This is a genomic window from Pirellulales bacterium, assembly GCA_033762255.1.
Lineage (GTDB): Bacteria > Planctomycetota > Planctomycetia > Pirellulales > JALHPA01 > JANRLT01.
This window is the reverse complement of record JANRLT010000065.1, coordinates 1-24,732: the sequence shown is the minus strand read 5'-3', so window position 1 is coordinate 24,732 and position 24,732 is coordinate 1. Positions and strand designations below refer to the sequence as shown.

Sequence of the window (24,732 nt, the reverse complement as noted above, 5' to 3'; positions counted from 1 at the left end):
AAAAACTCCCCAATTTGATTGACGCAAATTAATAGTCTACTTAACATGATTTACACTTGTGGTGGCGAATCCTTTCCACTTATCTCAGCGGCTTCACATAAGCATACACTAAGGGGGCAAAGTTATGTCGACTACATCGGATAACAGTTCATCATCCTCTAGTTCTTCCTCTAGTAGTTCGTCTTCATCGCATTGCGAACCGCAATTGGCGACGAAACCGTTGCCAGCATCCACCAAAAACTGCTGCGAACCTTGCGGTTGCGGCAACGGTTGCTCCGGACCAGGGGATGTATGTCCAGATTGCGGATGCGTAAAACCAGATGTACCCGGCATCCCCTCGCAAGTGGGACCAACCGGCAGTCAATATTCGTCCGGTTTGATGAACGGCAGCACTCCGACGACAGCGGATTATGGATCGGGATACAATTGGTTCACGACATCGATTCCCAAAATTTACAAGCGTCAAGGGGTGAGCAACGTCGTCTCGGTCGTTTTTAACATGGAACGGATCTTTGATTTCACAGAAATCCCAGTTTACACTTACACGCCATTGCATGACACTGATGCAAGCTTGGAATTTATCAGTGATTACCCGACTTGCGAATTTAAGTTTAGCGATTGCTCCGGATCGACGTGGTACTTTGATGAGACTGGAACCTTCATACGTAAGGTGAGTGGTGGCACCACCGCCATTTCGACAATTAACCCGCTGAACGACCAAGTGGATAATCAAACCGTTTCGGTGACTCAAGGAGGAACGACCTATACGGATCGACTCGACTATACCTATAACGGCTCAGGCCAGCTTCAAACAATCACATCCAAGCGTACCACATCCAGCACATCCATCAATCTGCGTAAGCTGGTTTATGATTACTACACTGGTAGTAATGTTCATGGTAGCGCGGGCGATTTACGGTCAATCACCGTACAATTGCCCCAATCAGGAGGGGGATGGGCTGATGAAGAAACAAGTTACTATCGCTATTACAAGTCAGGCGCCATTCTAGGTTTCGAGCATGGGCTGAAGCTGCGGGTGGGTCCAGAAGCTCTGCGCCGACTCATTCTTGAGCATGGTAGCGATCTTGACGCCATCAGTGATAGTACTGTCAAGAAATATGCCGATAGCTACTACGAATACGATTCGAATCACCGCGCAACAAAGGTTATAACGAACGGCGGTTTGCTCACCTCTACGTTTGCCTACACGGTCAGCACCCATGCCGACGGCTACAACAATTGGAAGCTCAAGACGGTTATGACCCGTCCAGACACCAAGACAGAGACAACCTATTCCAACTTTCTCAGCCAAATCATGCTGCATGATTTGGCGGATGGCTCCAACCATTGGTACAGCTACCATCAATACAACAGCCGCGGATTCGAGACCCTACATGCGATGCCATCCGCCGTGGTGGGTTACAATGATACGTCAGCCAATCTGGCAGTAACCCTCCAAACCACCAGCGGCCTAACGATGGTGACCGATTATTATGACAGCACAACCGCCACGGAAAGCACTCCAGGCGGCGTCAAAGACCAAGTTTCGATCCGCAAATTACGTAAAGGTTCGGGAGGAACCGCGGTAGATGCCAAGCAAAGCGAAACTCAGTACTATCTACGGCGACCCGTTGTGGGTGGTATTTCCCGTGGCACGGTCTATCCACCCGCCAACCAGACAGTTTATAAAAGCGACAATGGAACCGGAGGAATCACGACGGCGTGGTCCTATACCTGGCATAGCGACTCGACCCAGATGAAGCAACGGGTGACGACATTACCCATAGTTTCCACTGGGCAGAACGGGTCAAATTCAGCCAATGTGCGACGGGAATTATTCAACGAGTATGGCGATCTGACGGCGACCCAGGATGAACGCGGCTACATCAACTCATACGAGTATTTTCTACCGACGCATTCTAGAATTAAACAGATTCTTGACGATAATGCACCTGCAGGTTCGGGATGGACCGCCAATGGGGGAACCAGGTTGCAATTAACAAGCGATTATGAAATCGACGACTTGGGCCGTACCACTCAGTCGCTCGGCCCATCCCATGCCATCGATATTTCTGGTACAAACACAACGATCCGCACCGCGAATTGGACCGTCTACAAGGATGCCGAAGACGAAGTCTGGTCGAGCCAGGGTTACGCGACGGGAAGTTCGCCCAGCTATACCTACACCCTCGTCAATCCCGTCTCGCTCAGCCGCCGGGACAAGGCGGGGCGCGTCACCGATTCCATCACCGCGACTCGCGCTTCAACCAGCGGCAAGCTGAGCCAAAGCGACAGTTTCCCGCAATCAACGTGGGTGCGCTGGTCGACTTCAGAATTCAATAATCAATTTCAACTGTCGAACACACGCGAGTATCATCTAATTCCCGCCAGCGGTAGCGGGTCTTCGGGCACGAATTATTATCAAACGACATACGGCTATGATTCGATGAACCGCCAGAACAAGCTGGTCAACGGCATGGGCACAATCACCCGCACGGTATACAACGTACGAAGTCTAATCGTCTCCACCTACGTCGGCACTAATGACACGGGGGCGACCGAGAACGATCCGGACGGCAGCGGCAGCCCGAACAATATGCTGCTTGTCGGATCGAATGTCTATGACGGCGGCGCGGCGAAATTGGATGGCAATCTGACACAAACGACACAGCTGGTTGATGCAACCTCCGGCAATAACCGGGTGACAAATTTTCAGTATGACTGGCGGAACCGCCAGGAAGTGATCGATGGGGAAATCGATTTTTATGTGATTCGCACATATGATAATCTGAATAGGGTTACCCGAGTCGACCGAAAAAACACGACCAGCGGCGGCAACCTGATCGCCCGCAACGACACGGCCTTCGACGACCTGGGACGGGTCTACCAGCAAATTACTTACGCCGTTGACCCGAGCAACGGGAGCGTCGGCAACGCGCTGACCGACAACACCTGGTACGATCCGGCAGGGAACGTGCTCAAACACAAACCTGCGGGGAGCAGCGCGTGGACCAAGTACGTTTACGACCCGGTCGGCCGCAACATGGAAAGCTACACCGGCTATAGCACCACGACCGAGAATTACAGCGAGGCGGGAACCATCAGCACCAGCATCGTCTTCGAGCAGACAACCACCACGTACGACGCGGCGTCGAACGCGATCCAGACCACGACCGCCCAGAGGTTCCATGACGCGCCTGCAACCGGCACGGGGAGCGAAGGAGTTTTGAACGGTCCCAGTGGCAGCAATCCCAAGTCCCGAAATACGTATGTCGCCATCTACCCCGACACAATTGGCCGCACCGGGCACACCGCAAATTATGGCACAAACAACAATACGTCGTTCACACGAGCGGCCACGGTTCCCGCCCGGTCGGACACAATTTTGGTCAGTTCCACGGAATTTAATAGCCGCGGCGAGGTGTTGCTCATAACCGATTCAACGGGACAGGGAACCCGGTATGAATACGATCATTTGGGCCGTCGTACCAAGCAGCTTTACAATTATGTGAATGGGGGTTCCGACCCTGACGAGAACCTGACCACCGAATGGACCTACACGGCCCACAGTCAAATCGCCACGCTCAAGGCGGTAAACGCCGTCACGGGGAACCAAACAACCAGCTATACCTATGGCGTTACGACTGGCGGTGGCTCCGCCTTTAACAGTAATGATCCGCTGCGCGTGGAAACTTATCCCGATTCCGAGACGGTGACGCGGCAGTACAATCGAGCGGGACAAGTGACTAAGTTAACCGACCAAAAAGGGATTGTCCACGAGTTGGATTATGACAAGCTGGGACGTTCGACCGCCGACCGGGTGACGAATCTCCCTTCCGGGACGGACGGGGCGGTACTGCGGATCGGGACGACGTACGAGGTCCGCGGCTTGCCGGAAAAAGTGACGCAGTACAGCGCGGCCTCCGGGGGGAGCGTGGTCAACGAACTCCAGCGGACGTACAATAACTTCCAGCAACTCACCATCGAATACCAGGCGCATGGGGGAGCCGTGAACACAGGAACCACGCCCAAGGTCCAATACGCTTACGCGGATGGCTCGGCCAATACAGTCCGCCCGACGGAACTGACGTATCCCGACAACACGGGGGGAACCCGGAAGGTCACCTATGGTTACGGCAGCGGGGGGAGCGTCTCCGACAAGCTCAGCCGGATCGGCAGCCTATTGTTTGACGGGACGACGGTGGCCTCTTACACCTATTATGGACTGGGAACGGCGGTGAAGGTGTTGTACGACGATGTCACGGTCGCCTGGGACCTGATCACCGGCAGCGGTGCCAATCCCTACGCCGGTCTGGACCGCTTTGGCCGGGTGATCGACAATTTGTGGCGGTATAATGACTCATCGCAGGATATCGACCGGATCAAGTACGACTACGACCGGGCGAGCAACCGGATCTGGCGGGAAAATCCGGTGGCCAAGGCCCAAACGACGCCCCAGTATTACGACGAATTGTACACTTATGACGGGGCCTACCGCCTGTTGTCCATGCAGCGTGGGCAACTGGCGGGGAGTCCCCCCAGTTCGATCACCAACAAACGCTTCGCCCAGGCGTGGCCCTTGTTGGACCCAAGCGGCAATTGGTCGGAATATACCGAGGATACCAACGGCAATGGCACCAACGATTTGGACCAGGACCGGACCGCCAACGCCGTCAATGAGATCACGGCGATCACCAATACCATCGGGGCCGCCTGGAAGCAGCCGGGTTATGACGCGGCGGGGAACATGACCAGCTTGCCGCAACCACTGGCCCCGACGGCGGGCTACTTGGCGACGTACGACGCGTGGCAGCGGCTGGTCAAGCTGCGGACGGACGTAACCACGCCGGTGACGGTGGCCGAATACGCCTATGACGGGATCACGCGGCGGACGGTAAAAAAGCCCTATGCCAGCGGCGCGCTCAGCGAGACGCGGCACTATTATTACACCGCGGCGTGGCAGGTGCTGGAGGAGCGGATCGACGCGGCCACGACCTACGCCCGGCAGTACGTGTGGGGCTTGCGGTACATCGACGATTGCGTGCTCCGCGATCTGGACAGTTCCGGCGACAAAACCCGGGTGTACGTTCTGCAGGACGCTAACTGGAATGTCACCGCCATTACCCTGGGCACCCCGGTGTTTGAGCGGTATGCCTATTCCCCCTATGGCCAGCCGTCGTTTCTGTATCCGGACTTTACCCCCAAGGCCGCGCCGGGGGAATTGGAATGGGACGTCCTTTACGCGGGCTACAAATGGGACGCCGAAAGCGGACTCTTTCAGGTGCGATTCCGATATTTGCACCCCACGTTGGGGGGGTGGGTGACGAGGGATCCACTGGGGTATGAGGGGGGACGCAATCTCTACAATTACGCAGGCAACAGCCCACTCAACTCCACCGACAAGTATGGACTATTTTACTTTCCACCATCGCTAGGTGTACCCCGGCCATCCAGGCTACTTTGCTGGCCGGTATATAATCGGGAAATTACAGACGCCATCATTAGAAATACAAATGGCCTCAGATCCTATGCCGACCGACGGATGAGTACAATTGTAAAGGGTGAAGGAGGATTCAATTGGCCAGGTTGCTCTTACTTAAATCCCTTTCGACCGGACATTGCCATTTCAAATGGCGGGCAGTTGCAAGTTTGGGAGATTAAGCCTATTGAAGGTCTTGCGGATGGTTATGTTCAACTATTGAAATACTTAACAATTTTAAATGGGTGTGGTGTGAATGCCGTTCCGGGAACATGTGGCGGTGGAACTTATGGATACACTAGAGTAGCAGTTGGAACTTGGTGCGAGAGCACGTTAATGTGGGGTTGTTTGGGAGGAGTGGTTTTCTATGAGGTAATTGCTAAGGTTGATTTGGCGGTGGCCGCCTTAGCGGCGGGAGCGGCAGCGGTGGCGCTGGGGGCATTGTTGCTAGCGCCGTTACTGGCGCCGGGTGCGTTACCTATTGCATTGGCACCCGCCGTGCTTTTGGCCGGGGGTGTCGGCCCTGCCGGGCAAAGTGGCCCTGCGGCACCCGCAAATCCTGCCCGATCACCAAGCGGTCCGGCCCCCAATGATAACGGCAATAATGATGGTTACTCTAATGGAGGTAACGGAAATGGGGACCCTCCACCTATTCACCCATCGATTCACGATTATGAAAATCGTCCTTTAGATGTTGAAGACTATAACAGACGCTTAAAAATTTACATCCAAGAACTGCAAGAATGGAATAAGCGCAATCCCAATGATGCTATAGAGGTTCCGGATTACAAATCAAGGTGCCTTACAACTCAACAAGAATGAATGAATCAGCCAGGTTAGCAAAGGCCTACAAGTACGCAGCTAACTTGATTACCTCAAGGTTCCGCTTTGGAAACATCAAAATTTCTTGCCAAGTCGTCGCGAATCATTGAAAAGAATATTCAAAACGACATTTTTGCATTATAAATTAGGATTAGGCAAGCTACCATGATCGATTTTGCCTCCCTGGCGGATATCAATAAGATTGTGATTCCCCAATTATTTTTTGGGCCGGAGAGGCAGGTGCGGACCTCGTGGCGCAAGTTCGTTCGGCAGGTCTGGAAAGAGAAAAGCTGGGACGCGGCGGTCGCCGGATGCAAGTATAAGAACTATTGGGATCTGCAACAGGGAAACATCATTATTTCCAAAGCGGGCGAGAGTCTCTCCAAAAATCCCTACTGGCGGCTGGACGTGGTCCAGGAATTGTCGCTGGCGTCAATCGAAGAGCGGCGGGATCATTGGCAAAAGCACGCCGCGCTCACTTTTCAAGGCATGGACTACTTTTGGTTCGCCTTGGCGAACAACGGGCTTTCATTCAATGGCCTTGATTTCTGCACTAATATTGAAAAAGGTACTACTTTCATGTTTGATAATAAGAATTTGCAGAGTACAGAATTTTATCGTGAGTGGTTCAAATTATATATTAGGTGGCTTCCAGAACTCTATATTTTGTCTGACAAGCTCTATAATATCCAGGTCATCGGTGGACAGGATTGGGTATTAAATACTGAAATACATACTATCTGGAACGTAGGGATATATGCTAAAATCTGCGATTATCGTGAATTTCTACGTCAGAGACACTATAATTTTCGGGAAGGTTTACACCAGCTTTATGCCGACGGACTGATTGAAGTCTCGGATGGACGAGTCCAGTTGATTGAAACATGAATACGGCTAATGGCTTCACCGACAAGCTCAGCCGGATCGGCGGGCTGTCGTTTGACGGGTCGACAGTAGCCTCTTACACCCGCCCCGTGCCAAAAATAGTGTGTCCGTTCCGCGATGTCCGGGGTCGGATAAGAATGTAGGATTATGCGGAGGGTTCGGTAGCCATAGGTTCGGCGGCGTCTTCGCGTTTCCAGACGTCGGGCAGGAATTGCTCCAACTCGGCGGTCGGGATGTCGCCCGTCGCGTCGCGGGGAAGTTGCCCGAGCTTGGCTAGCACGCTGGTGAGGTAGCGTTGCGGATCGACGCCGTGGCGTTCGGCACTGGCGATCAAGCTCCACAGCCGGGCATGATTCTCGGCCGCCGCGTCATTGCCGGCGAAGAGCCAGTTTTTGCGGCCGATGGCGACGCGTTTCAGCGCCCGTTCGCTGGCGTTGTTGTCGATGGCCAAAAACCCCCGTGTGACGTACGCATTCAGCGCCGCCCACTGGTTCTGGGCGTAGGTGATCGCGGCGGCCAGCGGACTGCGCGGTAGGATCTGCTCTTGCTCGGCGTTGAGCCAAGTCTTGATTTTTTCCAGCACGGGCACCGCGCGTTCTTGCCGCGCTGTTGCAATGCGCGCATGTTGCTCCTCGCGCGCAAACGCACTCCACGTGCCGGCGCACGCTTCTTTCAGTTCGCGTTCGATGGCATACAACTCGCCGATGAGCGCCAGCATCTGCGCCGCACGCTGCTCGTCGGAGTCCTGGGCATCGTAGAACTTGCGGCGCGCGTGGGCCCAGCACGCGACTTCCGTCACGTTTTCTTGATGATAAATCCCGTCGTAACCACCGTACGCATCCGCTTGCAGGTAACCTTTGTAACCGGAAAGCCACTTGGCCGGGCCGTCACGCTTGCGGTTCGGCGTGTAGTCGTACACGGTGTAGGGGTTCGCCTCATCCCCCAGGTAGCACCAGATGCGCCCCTGGCGGCACTTTTGCGCACCTGGCGACTGGATTGGCACGGTCGTGTCGTCGGTGTGGATCACCGGCGATTGCCGCACGCGCTCGGCCATCAATGCTACCAGCGGCTGGACCAATTCGCCCGCACAACGCATCCACGCACACATCGTGCTGCGAGCGATTGTGATTTGCTGCCGTGCAAAGATGCCTTCGAGGCGATACAGCGGCAGGTGATCGCCCAACTTGCTGGTGATGACATATGCCAGCAAGCTCGGACCGGGCAGGCCTTTGTCGATCGGCTGTGGCGGCTTTTTGGCCGTGGCGATGTTCGGGTTGTAACCCTCGCCGTCGCACTTGGCACACGCGTACTTGTGGCGGATATGCTTCAAGACTTTGAAGCTGGAAGGGAAATATTCGAGCTGTTCACTAACTTCGGCCCCGATCCGGCAGCGTTCGCACCCACAGTCAGGACATTTTTTGTCGTCCAGGTCGTGTTCGATCTCGATCCGCTCCAGGTGTTCAGGCAGCTTCTGCCGGCCGTGATTTTCGCGGCGCTGAATGCGGCAGGTCGTCAGTTGTTCACCCGCTTCGTCGGCAACGCTCTGTTCATCCACTGGTGCGCTGGCCAGTAAATCCCCAAACAAGAGCAGTTGTCGCGGGTCGAACTTTTCCGACCGCGGGCCATAGTAGCGGCGTAAGATGGCGGCCACCGCCGCTTTGACAGCTTCGTCGATGGCCGCTTGTTGTTCAGCTTTGAGTCGCGCAATCTCGGCCGCCGACTGCGCTTGAAGTTCGGCGATTATCCGCTTCAACGCAACAACATCGTTCGGCAAATCGTCAGGACGCGTCATGCATCCCGTTGTACTGGCGAGTTGCGAATCGCGCCAGCCCAAATGGCAAAAAAATCAGGCCACGCGATGCGACTTGATGTCGAGTCCCGACAGCAACCGCAAGAGCTGTTCAGCACTGATTTCGATCACCGGCTTGCCGGTGCGTGGGAACTGAAACTCGCCCCGTTCCAAACGCTTGTAGTAAATCGCCAAGCCGTTGCGGTCCCACCACAAAATCTTCACCAGGTGGCCCCCCTTGTTGCGGAACACAAACAGGCTGCCCGAGAGGGGATCATGGCCAAGAAAACTGCGGACCACTTCGACGAGTCCGTCAAACGACTTCCGCATGTCGATCGGCGTTGCGGCGATCCAAACCTGCACGTTTTGCAAATCACCAGAGATCATCGAGCACTCCGTGCTTGCAAGACGAAGATCAAGTCGGCCAGTAGCTCGGCAGCTGTCGGCCCCTCGAAGCGCAGCAGGCAACCACCAGGCAACTCCACGGCCACCGATGCTACGGGGGCCGATACCTTGGTTACGACAGCCGGCACGAACGCAGGCTGGGAATTGCCAGCATGATCACGCTCGCCAAGTTGATCATCGCGTTCAGCGATCGTCCGCCGCCAGGCGTAAAACGCTGATTCGGTCAAGTGCTCACGTCGGCAGAACTCACGTACGCTCAAACCGCTGGAAGTGAAACGCTGAAGTACCCCACGCCAGGAAGCTTCCTTCTCCAGGTCTCGTTGATGTTGCGCCATGTCGGATCTCCTGGTCGTGAAAACCAGCAGCTTGACGAACCGGCAGGCAAATCAGAAGATGCGTTCGACGGAACGGACACATGGGGGGTGGTTGTTTGGAACCAGGGCACCAATTCATTCGGTGTGTTCTTATGGTCAAAGGCGCGTTCAGAACGGTCGCAATTATTGTATTACTGTGGAAATACGGGGGTTTTCTGCCTTCGTCGGAGCCAGCCATCGGTCGCTCGCCAAGACTTTGGCGACCGATGGGTGGCAGAGACGATGGCGGAAACTGCCTTTGTTGGTGAAGTCAAAGGGAAGCGACAGATCACCTTTTAGGGTACCGACCCACTGGGAATCCGGATGGACCCAATGATATAATTGGATGTACAAGATCAAGTTTTCAACTCCTGGAAGGGAGATTGTTATGGATTACACATTATTTATTTTTTACGTGGTCTTTGCGGTTTTGGCAACCGTGTGGCTATCTTTAGCAATACCGTATCATTTAAGACAACGTCATCTGACGAACACAATCATAAAGTGGACATGCTGTTTTTGTGGCCACAGATTTACGAACAAGTCGGCTTTTATAGTAATTTCAAAAGAACGTACAAAGCATGACGCATTCATTACTGTTATGTGTGATCGTTGCCAGCTAGGTTGGCACTATGATAGAGATGGAATAGCGATCTTACCTATGGTTATCGATCAATTTAAGAACAGCAAAGATTTCCATACTTACATGGAGACTGGGGATAAAACAACTTAACGGCAAATTGGCACTGCCTCATGTCCGTCTCAAAAAGCTTGTGCAGTAGGTTATAAAGGCAACGGTTGCTTAAAGGTAGATCTTACCGCAATCCCAACAGAAGAATGCTACCATGATCGATTTTGCCTCCCTGGCGGATATCAATAAGATTGTAATTCCCGAATTCTTTTTCGGGCCGGAGCGACAGGTGCGAACCGCGTGGCGCAAGTTCGTTCGGCGGGTGTGGGAAGAGAAAAGCTGGGACGCGGCGGTCGCCGGATGCAAGTATAAGAACTATTGGGATCTTCAGCAGGGAAACATCATCATTTCCAAATATGGCGTGGGGTTATCCAAAAATCCCTACTGGCGGCTGGACGTGGTCCAGGAATTGTCGCTGGCGTCAATTGAAGAGCGGCGTGAGCATTGGCAGAAGCACGCCGCGCTCACCTTTCAAGGCATGGATTACTTCTGGTTCGCCTTGGCGAACAACGGGCTTTCATTCAATGGCCTTGATTTTTTCGACCAAATTAATCGAGGCGATACTCTAACAATCAATCAACAAGAATTAAAGAGCACACAGTTTTATCGCGAGTGGTTCAAGCTATATCTCAAATGGCTGCCGGAAATTTGCATCCTGTCGGATAAACTTTTCAATATTCATGTCGTCGCCGGTCAGGATTGGGTAATTCAGTCAGACATCATTACTTTCTGGGGTGTCGCGATATCCGCTAATATCTTTGATTTTCGCAACCATCAATGCTACAAAATGAAAAATAGCTTTCGCGAATGCGTATACCAACTTTATGCCGACGGACTGATCGAAGTCTCCGACGAACGGGTCCATCTGGTTGAAACATGAATGCAGCCCACGGCGTGTCCGACAAGCTCAGCCGGATCGGCGGGCTGTCGTTTGACGGGACGACGGTGGCCACTTACACCTATTATGGACTGGGAACGGCGGTGAAGGTGTTGTACGACGATGTCACTGTCGCCTGGGATCTGATCACCGGCAGCGGCGCAAACCCTTACGCCGGTCTGGATCGTTTTGGGCGGGTGATCGACAATCTGTGGCGGGAAACCATCAACTCGGTCGATTTGGACCGGATCAAGTACGACTACGACCGGGCCAGCAACCGGATTTGGCGGGAAAATCCGGTGGCCAAGGCGCAAACGACGCCCCAGTACTACGACGAATTGTACGCCTATGACGGGGCCTACCGTTTAGTGACCATGCAGCGTGGGCAACTGGCGGGGAGTCCCCCCAGTTCGATCACCAATAAACGCTTCGCCCAGGCGTGGCCCTTGTTGGACCCGAGCGGCAACTGGTCGGAGTTCACTGAGGATACCAACGGAAACGGCACCAACGATTTGGACCAGGACCGAACCGCGAACACTGTCAACGAAATCACGGCGATCACCAATACCATCGGGGCCGCTTGGAAGCAGCCGGGCTATGACGCGGCTGGGAACATGACCTCCCTGCCGCAACCACTGGTCCCGACTGCGGGCTACCTGGCGACGTATGATGCGTGGCACCGGCTGGTCAAGCTGCGAACCGACGTGGCCGCGCCGGTGACGGTGGCCGAATACGCCTATGACGGGATCACGCGGCGGACGGTAAAAAAGCCCTACGCCAACGGCGCGCTCAGCGAGACGCGGCATTATTATTACTGCGCGGCGTGGCAGGTGCTGGAGGAGCGGATCGACGCGGCCACGACCTATGCCCGGCAGTACGTGTGGGGTTTGCGGTACATCGACGATTGCGTGCTTCGCGATCTGGACAGTTCCGGCGACAAAACCCGGGTGTACATCCTGCAGGACGCTAATTGGAACGTCACCGCCATTACCCAAGGGGGTTTGGTTGGCGAGCGTTACGCCTATTCCCCGTATGGCCAGCCGTCGTTTCTGTACCCGGACTTCACCTCCAAGGCCACGCCGGGGGAATTCGAATGGGACATCCTCTATGCGGGCTACAAGTGGGACGCCGAAAGCGGACTCTTTCAGGTCCGGTTCCGCTATTTGCATCCCACGCTGGGGGGGTGGGTGACGAGAGACAGAGCATTATATTTTGATGGCACTAATTCATATAAGTACGCTCAATGTTGCCCCATCTCATTAACCGACTCATTGGGACTAGCAGCAGTATCGGATACTGAGAAGCAATTATTACAGAAACATTGTAAATGTGGATTAGCTAACTTGTCAGAAAAATACAAGGATGTGTAAACTCTACTAGATGAGAACTTCGAAAATGCACTTGCGGGTGCAACATCTGCCGGAGGACTTGTCGCTTGTGATAACGGCAAACTGAAGGCATTTGTGATTCAGCGAGATACGAGCAATCCTCGTAAGCCAAAAGATGAGTGTGGTCTATTTGAGTGTGTAGATGCTCATGAACAACATCACATCGATCAATCGCAAGTGCTTTGTAAAGATCAAGCAGATTGCAGCAAGATACAAGGAGGATGTTATCTCCTCGCTTGGAGATGCGATCCTATGATGCCGAATTATCCAGAGTGCTATGCAAATGCGATTGATTTTGATTGCGTTGGCAATAAGGCATTGGAATTCAAGAAGAAGAAAAATGATAAATGCATCAAAAATGGCATTGGCAAGTCTTTGTAGTGGACCCCAAGCGCTGGACCACTTTGCGCTTGGTAAATGTTGTAGTCTTTTGCTTCCCCCCGCGGGGGGAAGCAAAAAAACGCCCAGTTTACGCAGCCCCCCTGGCTTGCGCAGACCGGCCATTTCATCGGTTCTTCTTGCACTTTTGTCGCTGACGTGTGCTTGGATCTCCCGCCCGGTCTTCTTCAGGGCTAACTCAGTCGCCTCCCAGGTTCTCCCTCATACAGCTTGAAGCTTGATATACCGACCACGGAGTTTGGTATTCCAGTGACTGGTGAGGTCTCTGCATGTTGTAAAACTCAAAATAATCTGCCAAGCCTTGTTCCAAAGCTAGCGGCGAACGATTGGCGCGCGGGAAACCGCAGCCTAACGCCCGGCACACGCCAGCGAACGGGCGCTCAAACGGGTTGCCATCGGCCGCAAAAACTGGTTCTTCGCTGGCAACGACGCGACCTACGCCAATCATGCGCGGCTCTGGTCGCTGATCGCCACGTGCGAGCGGCACGGGGTTGACCAGCAGTGGTATCTCACGAGCGTCTTCGACGCATCCCGCACCCGATTCCCCATCGACCGCCTCCCAGTAAGAGTTGGCCGCTAGCATGACGCCCCGCCCAAAAAGAAAAAAGCTGGTGTTCGCGGAACGGACACGCCGAGTTGGCGCAATTCCTGCCCGATGTCTGGAAAAAGGAAGACGCCGCCGAACCCCTCCCGACTGAATCGGCAACCGCTGTACTGCCCGAAAATCCCTAAGCCGACTCAATCACTGTGCTTCGCGGAAGGAACACCTAGATTGTCGACCGATAGTTGATGTATGATGTCACTTCACACTTTTCGGAGATCTCGTGAATGTGGCCGGACAACGATACCAACGTAGATTTCATCAACTTCACCGGTGTCGCTGACACCGTTGCGGAACTTATTCTGCAAGCGGACGGTCGCCCGATCTCCATTGGAGTATCAGGTGCGTGGGGTACAGGCAAATCATCACTGATCAAATTGACCCGTGCGTCACTTGGGAGGAAGACGACAGAACAGAGAAAATTCGTTGTCGTAGAGTTCAATGCCTGGCTCTACCAAGGATATGATGACGCCCGAGCCGCCCTGGTCGAGATTATTGCTGAGGCCCTCAAAGCGGAATCGGAGAGTACTGGAAAGTCAGGTGCTCTTGCAAAAGCATCAGAGCTTCTGGGGCGAGTCAATTGGCTACGGATAGCTAAGCACTCAGCCACACTCGCAGCTTCCCTCTTTCTTGGGCTACCAATTGGATTGATGGGTCGCGTCTTGAAATCCGGGAAGGACGCAGTCGATGGCGTAAGTGAAGAAGAAGCGGGAGAAGCAGAGAAAGTCGCTGAGGGAGTAGGGGCGGAAGCATCTGCATTGCTTCGTTCCAAAACTGAAAAATCGCCCCCCAAAGAGATTCAAGGAATCCGTGATTCCTTCGAAGAAACTCTGAAGGAGCTAGGCGTCACATTAGTTGTGTTGATTGACGACTTGGACCGTTGCCTTCCTGAAACCACCATTTCTACGCTCGAAGCAATTCGGTTGTTTCTCTTTTTGCACAATACAGCATTCGTCATCGCAGCAGACAACGAGATGATTAAGTACGCTGTGCGAAAGCACTTTGAGGGAATTGGCGACGACCAACTTATTAGCTATTTCGACAAGCTAATTCAGGTTCCCATTCGCGTTCCTCCGCTCGGCACCCAGGAAGTCCGAGCATACATGATGCTTTTGTTCGCGGATAACGTGAAGCTGAGCGAGGAACCTCAGCAGGACAAAGAAGTGAAAGAGCGGATGCGGAAAGCAGTCTGCGATCAACTCGGGAAGACGTGGCTAGGCAAGCGAGTCGATCGCGCATTCATGCAGACGTTAATGCAGAATCCGCCCGTCGAACTCATTGAAAAGTTTGACGCGGCAGATCGGCTCGCCCCACTCATGACGCAGGCGTCCGGAATCGCCGGGAATCCTCGTTTGATCAAGCGGTTCCTTAATGCAGTCGCTATTCGCAAAAAACTCTCCGATGCACTAGATATCGGAGTCGATGAGGCGGCCCTAGCCAAGATGCAACTCTTTGAAAGATGCGGCAATAAAGAAGCTTACATGGAGCTTATGTCGAAGGTGAATGAAGACGCAGCTGGAAAGCCCAAATTCCTTAACGAATGGGAGGAGAAGGCCACGCAAGGCACAAAGCTCGAGCTAGAAGGGCATTGGGATGACCAATTCACTAGGGATTGGCTGGTTATCCCACCCAAGCTTGGTGACATGGATCTTCGCGGCATTCTCTACGTGAGCCGCGAGCACGCACCAATCGTTACGCCGCAAGACCGACTATCGTCGGAAGCAGCGGAGCTACTCGCCGGGCTGATCGCAGCACCGTCGGTGTCAGGGATGCTAAAAGAACGCCTCGGAAAAATACCGCGACCCGAACTAACGGTGATATTCGACAGAGTGTTAGACCAAGCCCGAGCCATTCAAGAATGGGGCACTCCTCCAATTCTGGAAGCGGCAATCGTTCTTGCTCAGGTCGAGAGTAGCTTTGGCGACCGGCTTGCTGGGTTTCTGTCGGATCGTCCTGCATCGCAAATCACGCCTGCCATCGTCGCTAAGATTAACGCCGAACCGTGGAGCGACAAGGTGTTCGCAAAATGGAATGCGAGCAGTGTAAAGAGCCCAGTTAAGACAGCAATCACAAAGGCGAGCAAACAATAAGATGGGAACGTCGAGCTCCAGTAATGGCCCCGGTGCCAATGTCCCAATGGTTCCACCTTGGGTCCCTCCGTTATCGCCGCCTGATGAAGCCGACGGCACTCCGGCGACTCCAGAAGTTCCAGCACAACCCGATGCACCATTGGCACCTGCCGGACGTTTCTTTTCCACTCGCCTCAATCTCGGTCGGTTCGGTGCTTCCGGTGGACGAGACAACCTAACGCGGGGTGTTGGCAACTACTTCAAGTCTGGTTACGGAGGAGGCGGCACCGCCGCACGTCGCTTCGGGGGAACGGCTCGCTCCGCAGGTGCTCTCTTGGGTGCGTTGTCTGGTGGAGCCGGAGCGGCCCGTACACCAGAACACGACGCACTTGAAGCGGCAGTCCAGGCGGGTGTGGGGACTGAACAAATTATCAATGTACTAATCGAGGCGATTAGCCCAGTTGATGGAACTCAGGATGCCGAAGCGAATCGCAAAGCACTTGCAGATTCACTTTCGGAACTAGTAACGCAGAACCCCAATGCTGACTTCCTGAATTTGACGCCCGAGCAACTCAATCACCTCATGGCACTCTTCGTCGCGAATGATGTTTTCATGCGGTTTTCTCTGGACGTGGGGAAGGCGATTCTTGAACACGCTCCCTCGATTCCAACGGGACTTTCTCGCATCAAGGAAGCAAAGGACTATATTCGCGAGGTCGTCATTGCACAGTTTAACAAACATCTGGCCGCAGGCACGCCGCCGACCAAGGCACGCATGGTCAGTATTGTGTCGTCTGCATTGCGAGATGCGATTGAGGTATTCGAGGGCTATGCATCGTGAAAGTAGCATGCTTGCAATCTATCGAAGAGTTAAACAAGGTCTCTGCGGAGGCAAGTCGAGTGCTCTTGTTCGCACGTTCTGATGACCAGAATGTGGGATCTATTGGTGCGGCACTTAAGGAGTCAATGGAGAGGCACAAGCACCATCCGGCTCCGCGTGCCTGGGACTTCGTTGCGTTAGCGGTTTCGGTGTTTGCGGCGGATCAACTCGTCCCGCGTAACAACTCCTCAGACGGCTGGACAAGAGATATCGAGTTATCCGTCGCCGTCGCAGATCCGATGTTTTGGAACACTCAAAAGGAAACTATCAACGCAGCACTCCGCTTTTTAACGACTGATCGTTGGTCCGTCACTTTCGCCGTTGCTGCTGAACGACTTGAAGTGCCAATGAAAGTCATTCTCTACCCAGAAACGTCCATCAGTCTACTTTCAGGCGGTATGGATAGCCTAATTGGTGCAGTGGACCTCGCAGCAGCGAAGGAAAAAGTCCTGTTGGTAAGCCAAGTTGCCCACGGCGACCGCGACAAACAAAGAAAGTTCGCTGAGGCTCTTGGCCTCACTCACCTCCAGCTGACTCACGGTGCTCAACTGCCTGGAGACAATGAGCAATCGACTCGCTCTCGCTCGATCATCTTCATCGCGTATGGCGTCATGGCAGCCACGCTGCTTGAATCCTACGAGAAGGACGGAGCTATCCTACGAACCCCAGAAAACGGGTTTATGTCAATCAACCCACCACTCACTAACGCACGTCTCGGAGCATTGAGCACACGTACAACGCATCCGATTTTCATGGCCCTGATTCAAGCATTGTTGAACGCCGCCGATTTGCGAGTGGACATTCAGAACCCTTATCAATTCAAGACTAAGGGAGAAATGCTGAAGGAATGCAGCAACCGCGAGTTTATCAAAAAGAACGCCCATAAATCTACGAGCTGCGGCCGTTTCGTTCGCACGGCCTACCAGCATTGTGGACGATGCGTTCCCTGCCTTGTTCGCAGGTCAGCATTTCACCACGCCAGGATCAAAGACAAAACGGCGTACAAGTATGACGACATCGGCAAAGATGATTCGGAACATGCTCGTTTTGATGATGTCCGCTCGGCGGCCTTGGCGGTTGCGACAGTGAAGAGCGAAGGACTCGCTTCTTGGCTCGGTGCAAGCTTAGCCTCAACTTCTATTGGCGACCCTGAACAATATCGCGAAACTGTGGGAAGGGGAATTAAAGAACTCGGCATATTTCTGAAGAAAGTGGGGGTATAGTGATTGATCTTCACTGTCACCTAGACCTTTATCCGAACCCACATGAAGTCGTACGCGAATGCTCGCTAAGGCACATGCACGTGCTTTCCGTAACGACTACACCGAGTGCGTGGCACGGCACCACTGCACTTTCAAAGGACACCACACGAATCAAGACGGCTCTTGGCCTGCATCCGCAGCTCGCGGGCCAACGCAAGCACGAGCTTCCTCTCTTCGACGAATACTTGCCCAACGCGAAATACGTCGGAGAGGTGGGACTCGACGGGGGAGATGAATTCAAGGCAACGTGGGAGGATCAAGTCCGCGTTTTCAACCATGTGCTCCAGCGATGCACCGAAGCTCACGGTCGCATTATTTCTATTCACAGTAGAAGAGCGACTTCAAAAGTACTTGATAAGTTAGAGAACTATCCTGCTTGCGGTGTTCCGATTCTGCACTGGTTCTCAGGCACGCTTCGTGAACTCGACCGAGCAATTAGAGTGGGATGCTGGTTCAGCGTTGGCCCAGCCATGTTGTCTTCCAAGAAGGGACGTGAAATCGCCGCTCGCTTGCCGAGGGAACGCGTATTCACAGAGACCGATGGCCCGTTCGCTCAATGCCTAGGGCGTACATTGCAGCCTTGGGATGTTCGCCTGGCAGTGAAATCTTTAGCAGAAGTCTGGCAAATCCCAGAGACAGACGCAAGCGAAAAGTTGCACCACAATCTCGCTTCGCTCATTACAACTTAGATTGCGAACAGACCTTCAAAAATCAAATCCACTTGCCTACACAAGATCTACAACCGACTAAAAAGTATTGCTATGTAAATTAGCTTAATAGCCAGCAACGAACACCAACATATGTGTCGAATCTCACTTCCTGTCACGTTGAGCCCTCTGCTGTTGGTCCTTAGCTGACTCTGGATCACCCGCATGATTGTAGTATCGTTAAGTAAAGAAACCGTAGTGGATTCGGCGCGGTCTCAATTCACGCAGCCTTACAAGTGATTGAATGTAGTATGGTTCAGCTTCATGTTCCTTCCAATCACCGCCCCAGTTTCCCATCCGCTTCAATACATCATGCGGTGTTATTTGCGACTGCGCATGCAATCCGAATTGCGTTTTGATTTGGAGTCCGCAAATTTAGTCTTTTAGATGGAGTCGTTGTTCTTTCAATTTCCTGACCAACTCACTGAGTTTGGCTTTTTGAACATCATTCCAGATAAGCATATCTTGTTGCGATGCCAATTGCACTTCAGTTACAAGTGGTACAACATCACTGATCGCTATCCTTAGCCCATTAAAATACTCACGCCTGTTGGGTAGCTCGTTAGCGAGATTAACCGATATTTGATCGATGCTCCTTCGCTCATTCTCCGGGTACAAGCCATAATATGGTCCTGAAAAGCCGTTTATGGTCCGGTCAAGTTTGTCAAGGATGTACTTCGATGTTGGTGGCTTATCCAATTCGCTAATAATTATCTCCAGGCGATAATCACACTCCTCGACCATTCTTCGCTGACTGTCGTCGAGAGTCGATGTACTATTTGGCTTCAGTTGCTCTATTGCGCTTTGTAACGCGGGGTTCCTTGTCGATGTTAGCTTGGACACTTCCTTAAGCATCTCTCGATTATCACGGATTTGCTGATTGAGCTTAGTACGATCAATTGGACGACCCATTTGCTCTTCGTGACTTATAGCATCAGCGAGTTCAGCTTGTGAAGGGACTGCGGCCCCATTGAAGGATATCATAAACGCAATATCTTGGGTTCCAATAACTTTATTGTCCGCGTCTGCTAGCAATGATATTGTTGCAAAATAGATCGTGTGTGCGGCAAAAAGGTCCTCCGAGCGGCGTTCCTGAAACTGCACCGTAAATCGTGAGTTGCCGCGCGCGGGAACCTCTTGTTGAAGCGGAAGTTCTCTAGTGTACGGTGTCCCTTTATTGTCCAGCCACTGGAGATAGTTGTGTTCAGAGGGAAGATAAGCTTGAGGAGGTGTCGGAAGTCTATGCAAATTCCAGATTCTATGCACTTGCAACTTAAGGCGCTTCACAACGACCGCACGATCTAGCGAATTGCCAACTATTATGTCCAGTTGCGGTGCTGCAAGGTCACTTACATAGTTTTGAAAGGTAGCATCGACAAGTGTGATTGGAGTAGCTGTTGCCGGAACGTCTGCGTATTTCGGGGACGAGAAAAATATCCAATACACCAAAACAACTACTAGACCACATAAAAGCCATTGCAAAGGCAGTATTGACAGAACGTTAAGAAACCATGACGCTGGTGGTGCTTTTTCGTCCCACGGTGATGGAACTACTTTGTTAGCTTCAATCCAAGGCTTCCAATATTTACGAACGAAATCTTCATTGAAAAAGTCGCTGTGCTTGTAATCAAATCCCCGGTCCGTCACTCCGTTGCGACCAAAACCGTGTCGTCCAGTGTCACCATAGCCCCAGGTTAGACATTTCGCGAGCACGGGCCAAAAATCCTTTGTTCCATAGTCGTTGAGTACATCCGTCGCCAACCTGCTTCGAACATAGTCCCAACGGTAGGATCGAGGAACAATTGACCCAGAAAGAATTAGGTGGTGGAGCTTAATGTCAGGGTTGTCAACAAGAATCTGTGTGATCGCGTACGTTCCAAAGCTGTGTGCAATGACCGATACTTCTGAGTCCACGTTTGATGCTTTTGCATCCTGTATTTGTCTTCGCAAGTCAATTATGGCGAATTGTCGCGTAAAGAAGGGGCACCAAAATCGAATGGCGTCGAGATAGCCATATTTGATTGGGATCACCTTAGTGTTCGGAATTTCTTCTAACACACGCTTTACCATCGGCTGCCATTCAGCAAATGTGCGGATCCCGTGAATGAGAAGAACTACTTCCTTCGGTCGTGGTGATAATAAGCCTGACCTCCATTTCTCCCAAAATATTTCTGTCGCAGCTATTGCAGGGACGTCAATCGTACGCGCTTTCGCTTCGCTTACTCCTGGCTGGACCGTTCGAAGTTGTTGTTTCTTGAGGATAGTTGTGAAGAGCATGCCATCCTTGCATAGGAGATAAACGGCCCATTCGATTGCTGCTGACAAATGCCCGGATGATTTTAGCTGGTCAAGAATCGAATCTTGCGCAACCGCACGGAGGCCATCGGTATCCTGTTCAGCATCGGTGAGAATTCTCGCCAAGTCTGGATAAACACGTTCAATCTCCAATTCGGGTGGCCGAGGTACAGTTGGTTCAAAAGATGAAGTAGCTTCCATATTACACAACAGCCTTTCGGCATCTATCGAATTCAAGCGTTGAGATAATCGTAGGGCGCCTGCTCTGACAATTACGCACAATATATCAAATTTGTGAAATCTCGCTAAGGGCCTATCCCAATACAGAACATAAAGCCACTCTGTGCGTAGGGACTGATATGGAGTCTATTTTCTACCCTGCACGGAGGTTTGCATGTTACGCGATTGGTCGGGCAAGTTAGCGCGGATGCCGGAAAAACTGTGGCGACGATTGGAGTCGCATTTGCCAAAGTATGGAAAAAGTCGTAATGGCGGGCGACCCAGGGTAAGTTTGCGGGGCGTGGCCGACGGCATCTTTTACCTGCTCCGCACAGCTTGCCAAAGGAAGGCCTTGCCGCCGCAGTTCGGCTTGTCCAGCACCGGCAAGGCTGTCGAAGCCGAATCCCGGCATCGCGGATACAATCTGCACGTGCCCAAGGGGGGCGCGGCCCCCACCCCCCGTCGCAAAGGCAAACGCGCGCGACGCTGGGTTGTCGAAGGGAGCCACTCCTGGGCCAATCGCGCGCGGCGGTTGCTTGTGCGATGGGAAAAGAAAGCCGATAATTACTTGGCCTTTGTCCATTTGCAATTCGCTTACATCACCTTGAAGCATTCAGGGCTTTTGGGATAGGCCCTTAGACCACGATTAGGTAGCATTTTTGCAATGATGCGATAATCTGAATCGCATCCACTTTTTGTCGATATCCGAAAGTAATGGATTTTTGTAGTCGGGGAGTTTTATGAGAAATTCATTTATTTGTTCCTTTTTATTTGCAACCGCGATTGCGTTTGCTAAAATAGCGGTTTATGACTGGGCAGACTTCTTTGAGATTGGCAACAGTGAATGGCTGGGGAGGCGAACTCCGTCGTGAGTTGCGTCCGACGGTGACGAGTCGAGTGGAGGCTGGATTCTTTTTGAATCCACTCCTGTGATGACTGCGTGAACTCTTGTGCCAAGGAGAGCCGGTTATGGCCGAGCCATTAAGTCCAATCGTCCGCCGCCCGCATATTCCCGCGTCTCAGACTCCCCCGCCCATGACGGTTGATGCGACCTCCGCGTCATCCACTTGCCAGAGTTGTAGTTGTTCCCCTTCACCATCTGTTGGACCGACCCCCTCGGCGGGACCGACGCCCAGTCCGAGTCCAGGACCCAGACCATCTGCGGCACCTCCGCAAGCCCAGTCCGGACTGGCTTATCCGGCCGTGCAAATGATGCAAGCCCCGGCCGCCCAAGCTATGGGGGAAGCGTTTCAGACGTTGAATCAGGTCTCCGGGTTAGGTGATATCGGCGGCGGCGGCATGGTGGACCCGGGCCGTGGGATGTTGACGACGGCATTGGCGCCGGTGGGAGCGGGTCCCTTCGACCCGATTCCGCTGATTTACTATAACGGCGCCGAGTTAACCAATAGCGACGAGTACCCGGCCGGTTGGAGCGGCACGTTCAAGCGAAGTTTAAGCGAACCGACTGTGGGAGGTGACGTCACGATCCGCACCGGTTCGGGCTACGACTACACCTACACGCCGACGGCGGGGGCGTATTACGACGCTCCGGAGACGGCGGTCAATTCGCTCCAGGCCGACGGGACGGAGTTCATCGAGACGCAGCCGGACGGTTTTCAATATCGCTACGCCCAGACCGGCGCGAATAAGGGCCGGCTCGTGCGGCTGCAAAACCATGTCGGCAGCGTTTGGACCTTGACCTACGTGGGGGGAACCAACCGGGTCTCGTTTGTCACCGACCCGTTCAGTCGCCGCTTGACCTTGACGTATGACGGCAGCAACAAGCTCAATACGATCCAAGACAGCGCGGGCCGGGTGACCACGCTGACGGTGACCGCGAATCGCTTGGTGAATTGGACGACTCCGGAACTCTGCGAGACGGCTTTCCAGTACGACGGCAGCGGCCGGTTGCAAACGCGGATTCAAACCTCGGGGGCCCGAACCACGTTTGCCTATGATGTGAGCAATCGGGTCACTTCGATCCAATACACGGATGGGAAGATCGCCACCTACGCTTACTCGGGCGACACCACGATCTACACCGACCGCTTGGGAAAAATCACGACTCTGGTGCACAATACGGACAAAGCCTTAACCACGCTGATCGATCCATTGGGACTGCGGACCACCTACACCTGGTCGGGGAAACTCCTCCAAGGGGTGCAAAATCCCTTGAACCAGCGAACGAGCTTTGTTTATGAACGCTTGGGGAATGGAGTTTATGGACTGCGGGGCGTGTGCGATCCCATGCAGTCGATCACGACCCTCATTTGGACGTATGACAGCCAAGGGCGAATCACGGCGATTCGCAATCCCTTGGACGAGCGGGTGACGTTGACCTGGGGGAGCGAACAACCGGAGAGCCGCAACTTAATTGAACTCAAAGACGCGCGGGGCATGATCGTCCAGAGCGCTTACGACGGCGCGCAGTTCCAGCTTACGACGATCACCAATCCCTTGAACCAAGTCACGACGGTGACCTACGACAGCGTGGGGCGCAAGCAGACTCAAACCAATCCCACGGGAGGGCGTTACACGCTGAGCTATACGGCCAATAGCCAGGTCGAGACCTACACCGATCCGGTGGGGGCTGTCACGACTTACAGCTATGACGAAGTGAATCGGCTGCTCGGCGTGCAAGACGCGCTGGCGCAGCGCATGACCTACACTTACGGAACCAACTGCCAAGTCCGAACGATGGTTGACCAGCTCGCGCGGGTCACCACGTTCCAATACAACGGGGCCGACCAATTGGAGGCTCAAATCGACTCTTATGGGAACCGGACGACCTACAGTTACACCGGGCGGGGCCAAATCGAGACGGTCACCAATCCGGTGGGAAGCAAGACCACGCTCGTTTACGACGACTTGGGTCGGCAGCGGACCGTGGTCGATGGCTTGGGGCGGCGAACGACCCACGGCTACGACAACGCGGGACGGCAGAATTCGGTGCTCAACGCCCGTAACTATCTCAGCACCACGGTCTTCGACGCCAATGGGCGGCACTCGGTCTCCATTGACGCGCGGAACAATCGCACCACCTATGCCTACGATGCGGCTTCGCGGGTGGTGACCATGCAGGATGCGCGGGGGTACGTCACCACCTCGACCTACAATACAGGAGGCTTGTTGGCGACGACAACTGATCCGCTCTTAAATGTCACTTCTTATAGCTATGACGACGCGGGGCGGCAAATCGAACTGACCAACGCCCTGGGATTTGTGACAACCACCGTCTATGACGGGGATGGCCGGGTGTTGGCGAATGTCGATCCGCTCAATCGCCGCACGACTTTTAGCTACGACATGGAGGGGCAACGCCGCACCAGCCAAGACCCGTTCGGAAACGTGACCACTTTTGGTTACGACGGCCTGGGACGGCAAAATACCTTGCAAAACCCGTTGGGCAACGTCTGGACGACAACCTATGACGCGATTGGCCGCACGCAGATGCAGCAAGACCCGCTCGGTCGCCGCACCACCTACAGTTACGGGATCGCCCAGCAGACGGTGGAAGTCCGGGACGGGCGGGGGAACCGGACGACGCAAATTTACGACGCGGCCGGTCGGCAAGCGGCGGTCGTGAACGCTCTGAACTTCCGGACCACCAC

At 53.6% G+C, this 24,732-nt stretch carries 15 protein-coding genes and 3 pseudogenes; 12 read left to right on the top strand and 6 right to left on the bottom strand.

The window, feature by feature from the left end:
* Window positions 1-108 precede the first annotated feature (108 nt).
* Window positions 109-267, bottom strand: a complete 159-nt coding sequence (locus SFX18_17550; GenBank protein MDX1964957.1) for a hypothetical protein — start codon at window positions 265-267, stop codon at window positions 109-111.
* Between the two features lie 403 nt (window positions 268-670).
* Here SFX18_17550 and SFX18_17545 point away from each other — a divergent pair, with 403 nt between their 5' ends.
* Together SFX18_17545 and SFX18_17540 are read left to right on the top strand one after the other, a co-directional pair.
* The gene (locus SFX18_17545) at window positions 671-6,301 is read left to right on the top strand and encodes an RHS repeat-associated core domain-containing protein (GenBank protein MDX1964956.1); all 5,631 of its coding nucleotides are present in this window, start codon (window positions 671-673) and stop codon (window positions 6,299-6,301) included.
* 165 nt (window positions 6,302-6,466) lie between these two features.
* On the top strand, window positions 6,467-7,189 hold the full coding sequence (locus SFX18_17540) for a hypothetical protein (protein MDX1964955.1): 723 nt from the start codon (window positions 6,467-6,469) through the stop codon (window positions 7,187-7,189).
* A gap of 142 nt (window positions 7,190-7,331) precedes the next feature.
* Here the strand turns inward: SFX18_17540 and SFX18_17535 are convergent, their stop codons facing one another.
* Genes SFX18_17535 through SFX18_17525 form a run of 3 tightly spaced genes read right to left on the bottom strand, consistent with a single transcriptional unit; the run spans window position 7,332 to window position 9,715 of the window.
* Window positions 7,332-8,978: an IS66 family transposase gene (locus SFX18_17535; GenBank protein MDX1964954.1), complete on the bottom strand. Its 1,647-nt coding sequence runs from the start codon at window positions 8,976-8,978 to the stop codon at window positions 7,332-7,334.
* Window positions 8,979-9,032: 54 nt separating this feature from the next.
* Entirely contained in the window at window positions 9,033-9,362 is a 330-nt protein-coding gene (gene tnpB / locus SFX18_17530; protein ID MDX1964953.1) for an IS66 family insertion sequence element accessory protein TnpB, read from the bottom strand.
* Window positions 9,359-9,715: a hypothetical protein gene (locus SFX18_17525; GenBank protein ID MDX1964952.1), complete on the bottom strand. Its 357-nt coding sequence runs from the start codon at window positions 9,713-9,715 to the stop codon at window positions 9,359-9,361. The genes tnpB and SFX18_17525 overlap by 4 nt, the downstream gene beginning before the upstream one ends.
* Here SFX18_17525 and SFX18_17520 point away from each other — a divergent pair.
* The 4 genes from SFX18_17520 to SFX18_17505 all read left to right on the top strand — a co-directional run bounded on the left by SFX18_17520 (window position 9,704) and on the right by SFX18_17505 (window position 13,070).
* Entirely contained in the window at window positions 9,704-10,033 is a 330-nt protein-coding gene (locus SFX18_17520) for a hypothetical protein (protein MDX1964951.1), read from the top strand. The two genes, SFX18_17525 and SFX18_17520, sit on opposite strands and share 12 nt — an antisense overlap.
* A gap of 545 nt (window positions 10,034-10,578) precedes the next feature.
* On the top strand, window positions 10,579-11,304 hold the full coding sequence (locus SFX18_17515) for a hypothetical protein (protein ID MDX1964950.1): 726 nt from the start codon (window positions 10,579-10,581) through the stop codon (window positions 11,302-11,304).
* Window positions 11,301-12,671, top strand: a complete 1,371-nt coding sequence (locus tag SFX18_17510) for an RHS repeat-associated core domain-containing protein (protein ID MDX1964949.1) — start codon at window positions 11,301-11,303, stop codon at window positions 12,669-12,671. The genes SFX18_17515 and SFX18_17510 overlap by 4 nt, the downstream gene beginning before the upstream one ends.
* Before the next feature lie 93 nt (window positions 12,672-12,764).
* Entirely contained in the window at window positions 12,765-13,070 is a 306-nt protein-coding gene (locus SFX18_17505) for a hypothetical protein (GenBank protein ID MDX1964948.1), read from the top strand.
* A 232-nt stretch (window positions 13,071-13,302) separates the two neighbouring features.
* On the opposite strand, the pseudogene SFX18_17500 reads toward SFX18_17505, so the two are convergent.
* A pseudogene (locus SFX18_17500) lies at window positions 13,303-13,419 on the bottom strand (integrase core domain-containing protein).
* 497 nt (window positions 13,420-13,916) lie between these two features.
* Here SFX18_17500 and SFX18_17495 point away from each other — a divergent pair.
* The 3 genes from SFX18_17495 to qatC all read left to right on the top strand — a co-directional run bounded on the left by SFX18_17495 (window position 13,917) and on the right by qatC (window position 17,861).
* A complete protein-coding gene (locus SFX18_17495; protein ID MDX1964947.1) occupies window positions 13,917-15,779 on the top strand; it encodes a P-loop NTPase fold protein in 1,863 nt (620 codons plus the stop codon).
* 139 nt (window positions 15,780-15,918) lie between these two features.
* A complete protein-coding gene (gene qatB / locus SFX18_17490) occupies window positions 15,919-16,599 on the top strand; it encodes a Qat anti-phage system associated protein QatB (GenBank protein MDX1964946.1) in 681 nt (226 codons plus the stop codon).
* A gap of 11 nt (window positions 16,600-16,610) precedes the next feature.
* Window positions 16,611-17,861 carry a Qat anti-phage system QueC-like protein QatC gene (gene qatC / locus SFX18_17485; GenBank protein MDX1964945.1) on the top strand — a complete coding sequence of 417 codons (1,251 nt, stop codon included), beginning with the start codon at window positions 16,611-16,613 and terminating at the stop codon, window positions 17,859-17,861.
* A 1,121-nt stretch (window positions 17,862-18,982) separates the two neighbouring features.
* Here the strand turns inward: qatC and SFX18_17480 are convergent.
* Window positions 18,983-21,103, bottom strand: a complete 2,121-nt coding sequence (locus tag SFX18_17480) for a hypothetical protein (protein ID MDX1964944.1) — start codon at window positions 21,101-21,103, stop codon at window positions 18,983-18,985.
* A 193-nt stretch (window positions 21,104-21,296) separates the two neighbouring features.
* Here SFX18_17480 and SFX18_17475 point away from each other — a divergent pair.
* The 3 genes and pseudogenes from SFX18_17475 to SFX18_17465 form a co-directional block, all read left to right on the top strand.
* A pseudogene (locus SFX18_17475) lies at window positions 21,297-21,491 on the top strand (transposase).
* Window positions 21,492-21,545: 54 nt separating this feature from the next.
* A pseudogene (locus tag SFX18_17470) lies at window positions 21,546-21,752 on the top strand (transposase).
* A 338-nt stretch (window positions 21,753-22,090) separates the two neighbouring features.
* A partial coding sequence (locus tag SFX18_17465) for a hypothetical protein (GenBank protein MDX1964943.1) occupies window positions 22,091-24,732 on the top strand: 2,642 nt, incomplete at its 3' end.